The sequence below is a fragment of the Amycolatopsis sp. NPDC047767 genome, from assembly GCF_040704195.1.
GTDB lineage: Bacteria > Actinomycetota > Actinomycetes > Mycobacteriales > Pseudonocardiaceae > Amycolatopsis.
The window spans coordinates 88,085-95,544 of record NZ_JBEYSJ010000034.1; the positions used below are offsets into that span (position 1 = coordinate 88,085).

At 71.1% G+C, this 7,460-nt stretch carries 8 protein-coding genes; 4 read left to right on the plus strand and 4 right to left on the minus strand.

The genetic code is table 11. The features are described from left to right. Positions 1-4 precede the first annotated feature (4 nt). Entirely contained in the window at positions 5-988 is a 984-nt protein-coding gene (locus tag AB0878_RS39925) for an amidohydrolase family protein (protein WP_366586490.1), read from the plus strand. A 537-nt stretch (positions 989-1,525) separates the two neighbouring features. On the opposite strand, the gene AB0878_RS39930 is transcribed toward AB0878_RS39925, so the two are convergent. Continuing rightward, positions 1,526-1,855 (minus strand): hypothetical protein, encoded by a 330-nt coding sequence (locus AB0878_RS39930; protein ID WP_366586492.1) that lies wholly within the window; start codon positions 1,853-1,855, stop codon positions 1,526-1,528. 53 nt (positions 1,856-1,908) lie between these two features. Then, positions 1,909-2,769 carry an aldo/keto reductase gene (locus tag AB0878_RS39935; protein WP_366586495.1) on the minus strand — a complete coding sequence of 287 codons (861 nt, stop codon included), beginning with the start codon at positions 2,767-2,769 and terminating at the stop codon, positions 1,909-1,911. A gap of 83 nt (positions 2,770-2,852) precedes the next feature. Here AB0878_RS39935 and AB0878_RS39940 point away from each other — a divergent pair, with 83 nt between their 5' ends. Further along, entirely contained in the window at positions 2,853-3,440 is a 588-nt protein-coding gene (locus AB0878_RS39940) for a TetR/AcrR family transcriptional regulator (RefSeq protein ID WP_366586497.1), read from the plus strand. Between the two features lie 34 nt (positions 3,441-3,474). On the opposite strand, the gene AB0878_RS39945 is transcribed toward AB0878_RS39940, so the two are convergent. Further along, positions 3,475-4,629 carry a DUF1015 family protein gene (locus AB0878_RS39945; RefSeq protein WP_366586499.1) on the minus strand — a complete coding sequence of 385 codons (1,155 nt, stop codon included), beginning with the start codon at positions 4,627-4,629 and terminating at the stop codon, positions 3,475-3,477. A gap of 113 nt (positions 4,630-4,742) precedes the next feature. Between AB0878_RS39945 and AB0878_RS39950 the strand changes: the two genes are divergently transcribed. Beyond that, positions 4,743-6,266 carry an MDR family MFS transporter gene (locus AB0878_RS39950; protein WP_366586501.1) on the plus strand — a complete coding sequence of 508 codons (1,524 nt, stop codon included), beginning with the start codon at positions 4,743-4,745 and terminating at the stop codon, positions 6,264-6,266. Here AB0878_RS39950 and AB0878_RS39955 read toward each other — a convergent pair. Continuing rightward, positions 6,263-7,153: a TIGR03854 family LLM class F420-dependent oxidoreductase gene (locus tag AB0878_RS39955; protein ID WP_366586503.1), complete on the minus strand. Its 891-nt coding sequence runs from the start codon at positions 7,151-7,153 to the stop codon at positions 6,263-6,265. The two genes, AB0878_RS39950 and AB0878_RS39955, sit on opposite strands and share 4 nt — an antisense overlap. 120 nt (positions 7,154-7,273) lie before the next feature. Here AB0878_RS39955 and AB0878_RS39960 point away from each other — a divergent pair. Then, positions 7,274-7,460: hypothetical protein (locus AB0878_RS39960; protein WP_366586505.1), on the plus strand; the 187-nt coding region annotated here is incomplete at its 3' end.

The following is a 7,460-nucleotide window of genomic DNA, read 5'->3' on the forward strand; positions in this document are numbered from 1 at the left end:
TTCGATGCGCGTGGTGGACACCCACTTCCACTGGTTCCCCCGGTCCCACTTCGAAACCATGGCCGCACGGGCGGCGTTTCCCCGCACCGAACGCGTCGGCGACGGCTACCGCTACCTGTACAACGAAGGCCGCGGCTTCATCCCCCTGCCGGCCGTCTGGTTCGATCTCGACGCCGGCTTCCAGGCGGCTTTTGCCGCCACCGGCCCCGACACGGTCGTGGTCTGCACCACCGGCGTGCTGGCGGGGATGCTCGACCAGATGCCGGCGGACGAGGCGCTGGACGAGGCGTACGCGTACAACGAGGAAATCTCTCGCGCGCAACGCCTCCACCCGGGCCGCTTCTTCGGCACGGCCGCGATTCCGTTGCAGGACACGGCAACGGCGCTGAAGGTGCTGGACCACGCGGTGGGCTCACTCGATCTGCGCGGGGTGAACCTGCCTTCGATGATCGGCTCGGAAACCGTCGATGTCTCGCGGCTGGAGCCGTTCTACGCACGCGTCGCGGAACTTGATGTGCCCCTCATCGTGCACCCGACGGACCTCGCCTTCAACGAAGTCCTGACTGGTTACCAGGACGGCATCCAGCGATCCATCGGCCGCCTCCTCGACTCCAGCGTCACCGTGCTGCGCCTCATCTTCAGCGGCATCCTGGAACGCCACCCGTCGCTTCGCGTCGTCCAGACCCACGCCGGCGGCCTGCTCCCCTACCAGGCCGGGCGCATCGACAAGAACGCCCGCATCGAAGGCCTGCCGCGGCTTCCTTCGGAGTACCTGAAACGCATCTTCGTCGACACCGTCGCACCCCAGTCCCTGACCATCCGCACAGCCCTGGAGTACTACGGCCCCGACAACATCCTCTACGGCACCGACCACCCCTGCTGGAGCCCCCACGCGGCGGTCTCGGTGCTCGACGAGTCGGCGCTGTCGGACGAGGTGCGCACGAAGATCTACTCGACGAACGCGGAGTCGGTCTTCAAGCTGACGTGACATTCACGGTGAACCCTCGACGGTGAATTTCTCATCGGAAGGTGATCGCATCGGGTGAACACGGCGGCGGACTTTCCGGAGAAAAATCTCCGCGTGCCAGAATTCTGACCCGTTCTGCGCACACGGGGCGCGGAACGGGTCAAGGTACCGACTGCGCCCGCCACGGAATTTGCGAGGTCGGCGAATTCTGCGTGTACCACGGCTACGGCCTATCCGGATCATTGTCGGACTTCACCACGTCGATTCCGAATTACGGCAGTTCCCAGCCTGGCTGCGACGAATTCAAGAGCCGCGGCGTCGGCCAGTATCAGTGTGTGAAGAACAATGCGCTTTCGCGCCTACAACCAGACCAACCATGTGGTCAAGATCTTCTACAACAGCAACTATGGGGGCATCTCCGCGACCTTCCAGCCCGGTGAAGCTCGAGACGGAGGCCTGGGCCCGCTCGCCGGGGAGAACGCCTCGCACGAGTTCTTCTGATGAGGTGAATCAGTCACTGCGGGAGCCGTAACGCCGACGGTCGGTCGCGCAGAGCCATCACTCCCCCGGTTCGACAACTCCCTGGCGTTCGCCGCCGGTGTCGAAGAAGCGGGTCACGTAGTCCTCCGGTGCGAGGGGGCTGTCGCGGAGCAGGGAGAAGACTTCGGTGCCCGGGCCGAGCTCGTGGGTCTCCGCCAGGGCATAGGCCTGGGCGAAGTCCAGGAAGGTCACCCCGTTCTCCGAGGCGTAACGACGAGCCTCGCGCTCCGCGCAGTCGAGGGCGGAGGCGAGGCTGGACGCGCGCCAGAGGGTGATCCGCTCCTCGAACGGCGCGCCGGCCGCCCGCTCCCACTGGAACACGCACCGGACCGCGTACCACTCGAACATGCCCGCTCCCTCGGATCCCGGCCAGAACGACACCGAGCACCACACCACACCGATCAGGCGGGCAAGCCGAGCGCCACCCGGGTCTCGGTGTCGAACGTGATCGTGGCGGCCGCCAGGTTGGCTTCGAGGTGGGTCTTGTCGGTGGTGCCGGGGATGAGCAGGACGTTCGGCGCGCGGTGGAGCAGCCAGGCGAGGCCCACCTGCGCGGGCGTGCGGTCCAAGGCGGCCGCGGCGGCGAGGACGGACGGCTCGTCGGTCACCTTCGGCAGGTCCGGACCGGCGCCGCCGAGGGGGAAGTAGGGCACCCACGCGATGCCTTCGGCGGTGCAGAGGTCGAGCAGCTCCTCGTCGTCGCGCGCGGCCAGGCTGTAGGCGTTCTGCACGCAGACGATGCCGGCCGGCAGGGCGCGCCGCAGCGTCTCGAGGGACACGGCACTGAGGCCGATCGCGCCGATCTTCCCCTCGTCGCGCAAGGCCACCAGCTCGGCGATCTGGTCATCGACATCGACGACCTGATCAGCCTGCGCACGCACGGGCGCCGGGCCGGTGTCCGTACGCCGCAGGTTGACCACCGGGACCTGCTCCAGACCCAGGCCGGCGAGGTTTGCCTCGACGGACGCCCGAAGCTGTTCCGGCCGTTGCGCGACGCGGATCGGGTGCGGCCCGGTCGGGTCCGGGTCGGCACCGACCTTGCTGACGATCAGCACCTCGTCCTCGGGGCGCACAGCCTCGCGCAGGAGGTCGTTGACGAAACCGTCGCCGTAGAAGTGGGCGGTGTCGATGTGATCGACACCGAGGTCCACCGCGTGGCGCAGCAAGGCGATGGCGGCGGCACGGTCGTCGCGCAGCCCGCGTAGCTGCATCGCGCCGTAGCCGATCCGGGAAACGGCGCGGCCGGCGAAGGGGAAAGCCATGGGGAACCTGCCTCCGTGACAGAATGCCAGAAGCGGAAGGTCTTCCGCTTCAGCTACGCTAGCAGAAACGGAAGGGCTTCCGCTTGACTGGATCGGCAGGTCGCGCCGACGCGCGCCGCAACAGGGACAAGATCCTCGCCGCCGCCCGCGGCATGCTGGGCGCGGACGGCGGGTCGCTGGCGATGGAGTCCCTGGCTCGCGAGGCCGGGGTCGGCGTCGGCACGCTCTACCGGCACTTCCCGAACCGGGAAGCGCTGATCGAAGCGATCTACGCCGCCGAGCTCGACGACATCACGACCAGTGCCGCGGAGCTGCTCGAACACCACCCACCCGAGGTGGCCCTCCGGCTGTGGATGGACCGCTACGCCGCGTTCACCGCCACCAAGCGGGGCATGCTGGACACCCTCCGCGGCAGCTTCGCCGCCGGACGCATCGCGCCCCACACGCGAGAACGCGTCACCGCCGCCTTCCGGACCATCCTCGAGAGCGGGGTGCGGGCCGGCACCCTCCGCGCGGACGTCAACCCCGAAGACGCCACCACCCTGCTGCACGGCGTCTTCCTGGCGACGGTCGACGGCGACGTACCTGAACGCTCCCACCGCCTGCTCGACCTCATCGCCGACGCGGTGCGAGCTCCCGGTGTCACCCGCGGCGAACCGGATCCCGGCTGAGGCGTTCGCACACAGCCGCTTCGCTCTCGAACGCTCAGATCTCTGCCAGAACCAGCCCGCCCCGAGGTTTCGGGGTGAAGTACGTCGCCTTCCGGGGCATGCGCAGGCCGGCCGCGTGGACCTTCAGGACCGTCGAGAAGTCCACCGGGGCCAGTTGCAGCACCGCGTCGGCGTCGGCCGGTGCGGGGCGGCTCGCCGGCAAGGGCTGCACGTGCGGGCCGTCCAGATCCAGGCCGAGGGCCTCGCCCAGCAGCAGCTGCTCGACCACCGCGTGGTCGATCGTCAGCTCGTCGGCGGGCGGCAGCACCACGCGCAAGAAAGACGGCCGGGCCAGCACCACCACCGAACCCGGGACCGCGGGCGGGGTGCCGTCGGCGACCTCCGAAACGTCCAGCCCGACCCGGCGCCAAGCCGCGGCCAGCGCGTCGGACGTCAAGCCCGTGCCAGTCAGCACCCGGTGAATCGCCCCGATCCGCAGCCGCGGCCCGCCCGTCACGAGCGCCAGCAGTGAGCCCGTCTGCGCGGCCGCGGCGACCCGGTGGTTCCCGTCGGCCACCAGCAGGTCCGCGGCCGACACGGCCCCCACCAGGCGTTCCTGCAAAGTCCCCGAAGGAACCACCCACAGCTCGTGCCGGCGGCCCGACTGGTCCACAGTGGACACATCCGGCGGCCCCAGCCCCGTGCACGCCGCCTCCACGGCCTCGGTCAGCGCCTCGCCGCCGGAGGACGGCACGAGCAGTGCCGCGCTCGTGGCGGTGCCCAGCCCGGCCAGCACGGCGGCGCGCTCGGCGACCACGTGCGGGTACACCTCCTCCGTGTGCCGCACGTGGGACCCGCCCGCCGTCAGCTCGCGGACGTCGACCAGGCAGAGCACGCCCACCGCCACGCCGTCCGGGCCCGAGATGCGGTAGGGCGCGACGAACCCCGCCACCGACCGGTAGTGCCGGGCGCGGATGCGGGCCAGCGCGGCGCGTGCGGAAGGCAGCGCCGCAGTGAGGTCGAGGCCACGCGCCAACGCCGCCGGCGTGCGAGCCGGGTGCTGCACTGCCAGCAGCGTGTCGCCGGCCGCGCCGGGGGAGGCGAGGGCCGTGACCACGGCGTCGGGCTCCGCGAACTCGTCGACGTCCGGGCCCGGCACCTCGCCGCGCACCACCCACCCGCGGCGGATCGGCCGCACCCACGTGTCCATCCCCTCATCATGGCTGGCCCGCCAAGACTGTCCGACAGTCACTCTTTCGTGAAATGCTTACCGTTGCGAAACAGTTGTCCCCGGCCCCAGGGAACCCCGAGGAGACCCCGCCGATGAGCACCCCCGCCGAGACGCCGGCGCCCACGAAAAAGGCCGTCGGCCTGCGCTCCGAACGCGGGCCGGTGCTCGCGGCGGTGATGCTGAGCACCGGGCTGGTCGCGCTCGACAGCACGATCATCGCCACGGCCGTGCCCTCGGTGGTCGGCGACCTGGGCGGGTTCTCGCAGTTCCCGTGGCTGTTCTCGGTCTACCTGCTCACCCAGGCGGTCACCGTGCCGCTCTACGGCAAGTTCGCCGACGTCCTCGGCCGCCGGCCGGTGATGTTCTTCGGCATCGCCGTGTTCCTGCTCGGCTCGGTGCTGTGCGGCGCGGCCTGGAGCATGCCGGTGCTCATCGCCGCGCGCGCCCTGCAGGGCGTCGGCGCCGGGGCCGTGCAGCCGATCAGCATGACGATGGTCGGTGACCTGTACACCGTCGAGGAACGCGCGCGCGTGCAGGGTTACGTGGCCGGCGTGTGGGCCGTCGCGTCCGTGCTCGGCCCGGCGCTGGGCGGCGTGTTCTCCGAGTTCCTCAGCTGGCGCTGGATCTTCTTCGTGAACCTGCCGCTGGGCGCGATCGCCGCCTGGATGCTGTACCGCAAGTTCGCCGAACGCGTCGAACGCACCCGCCACCGCATCGACTACGCCGGCGCCGGCCTGCTCATCACCGGCTGCACGCTGCTGATCCTCGGGCTGCTGGAAGGTGGCGTGGCCTGGGGCTGGGGCTCGGTGGTGGGCGTGCTCATCTTCGTCGCCTCCGCGGCGGCGCTGGTCGGGTTCGTGCTGGTCGAACGCCGCGCGGCCGAGCCCGTGCTGCCGCTGTGGGTGTTCACGCGGCGCACCCTCGTGGGCGGCACGCTGGTGGCCCTCGTGGTCGGCGCGACCCTGATGGGGCTCAGCTCGTTCCTGCCGACCTACGCCCAGGGCGTGCTCGGCCACGACGCCCTCACGGCCGGCTTCGCCCTGGCCGCGCTCACCGTCGGCTGGCCGCTCGCCGCGTCGCTTTCGGGGCGGCTCTACATGCGGATCGGGTTCCGCGACACCGCGTTCATCGGCGCCGGGCTCATCGTCGTCGGCGTGGCGCTCACCACGCTGCTCGGCGAGAACACCTCGCTCTGGAGCGTCGCCGGCGCCGCGTTCGTCGTCGGCGCGGGCCTCGGCCTGGCGTCGAGCCCCACGATCGTGGCCAGCCAGTCGAGTGTCGGCTGGGAACGCCGCGGCGTGGTCACGGCCACGAACATGTTCGGCCGGTCACTGGGCAGCGCGGTCGGCGCGGCGGTGTTCGGCGCCATCGCCAACGCCACCCTCGCCGACCGCTTCGCCCACCCGCCCGCCGCCGTCGCCGGCCACCTGCCCGACAGCGCCGACGCCACCAGCCTGGTCCTCGGCCAGAACGACCACTCGGCGGCCGCGGAGTACGTCCGCGACTCGCTGACGGGCGCCACGCACAACGTGTTCGTGGCGATCGCCGCCGTCGCCGCGCTCAGCATCGTCGCGCTGGCCCTGATGCCGCGCAAGCCGGAGCAGCTGAAGTTCTAGTTCTGCAGCGGCAGCAGCTCGCGGTGCAGCCCGTCGAGGAACCGCCGGTAGTCGCCCGAATGCCCGGGCCGGATCACGAACTTCGACAGCCCCGCGTCGATGTGCTGCTCCAGCAGGCGCCGCGCCTCGGCCCAGCTCGTGGCCACGAGCTCGGTCACGGGCGTGCCGGGGCGGCGCTTCGCGGCGACCTCCAGCATCCGGTCGGGCATCCCCTCGCTCGCCACCAGCAGGCTGAGGCCGAAGTGGTCGGGCTCGATCTCGCGCCCGGCCTCGGCCGCGGCGTCCTGGATCGCGATGCGCGCGGCCCGCGCCTGCTCGGGTGAGTGCAAGCTGCCGAGCCAGCCGTCGGACAGCCGCCCGGCACGGCGCAACGCGGCGGGCGCACTGCCGCCGAGCCACACGTCGAGACGCTTGGCCGGGCGCGGCCCGATCGTCACGCCGTCGACCTGGTAGAACTCGCCGGCGAAGTGCACGTCGTCCTGCTCCAGCAGCAGCCGCAGCAGGGTCAGAGCTTCGTCGAACACGGCCGCGCGCGGGCCCGCCACGGGGAACAACGAGTGTTCGGCCGCATTGGCCGGCCGCAACCCGAACACCGGCAGCACCCGCTTCGGCGCCAGCCCGGCCAACGTCACCAGCTGCTTCGCGACGAGCACGGGGTGGCGGCCGGGCAGGATCGCGACCCCCGTGCCGACCTTGAGGTTCGTGGTTCGCGCCAACGCGTGCGCCATGCCGACCAACGGGTCGACCTCCGGCGCGTACACGAGCTCCGAAAGCCACAGCGAGTCGACTCCGGCCGCCTCCAGCGTCTCCGCCAGCCCCGCGAACTCCGCGGGCCCGGTCCCCGGCGCCGGCGCCACCCCGATCCGGATCTTCAGTTCCTCGCCCACCCGTGCTCCTTCCGCAGCCGTCCCTGTGCGCAACGCCCTCGGGACCGCCCGGTATGCCCGCAAGACGAAGGCCCCCTCCCGGATGGGGGCTGGAAGGAGGCCTTCTGCTCGCGGCGGCCGGTGTCCACGCCGGCCGGATTCCGCGCCCGCTCATCCTGGAAGACGGGCATACAAGAGCTGTATATATGCCCCGGCTCCGCCGGGGCGTGCGAGATCGCCTTTGAGCCGGCCTTGCCGTTCCCGGACGAGGCGGAGATCAAACGGATGTACGTGGTGCCGGCCTCGCGCGGCACCGGCGTGTCGACGG

Coding starts and splice junctions, on each gene's coding strand:
- AB0878_RS39925 (WP_366586490.1), top strand. CDS start 5: ATGCGCGTGGTGGACACCCACTTCCACTGGTTCCCCCGGTCCCACTTC.
- AB0878_RS39930 (WP_366586492.1), bottom strand. CDS start 1,855: ATGTTCGAGTGGTACGCGGTCCGGTGCGTGTTCCAGTGGGAGCGGGCG.
- AB0878_RS39935 (WP_366586495.1), bottom strand. CDS start 2,769: ATGGCTTTCCCCTTCGCCGGCCGCGCCGTTTCCCGGATCGGCTACGGC.
- AB0878_RS39945 (WP_366586499.1), bottom strand. CDS start 4,629: ATGGACACGTGGGTGCGGCCGATCCGCCGCGGGTGGGTGGTGCGCGGC.
- AB0878_RS39950 (WP_366586501.1), top strand. CDS start 4,743: ATGAGCACCCCCGCCGAGACGCCGGCGCCCACGAAAAAGGCCGTCGGC.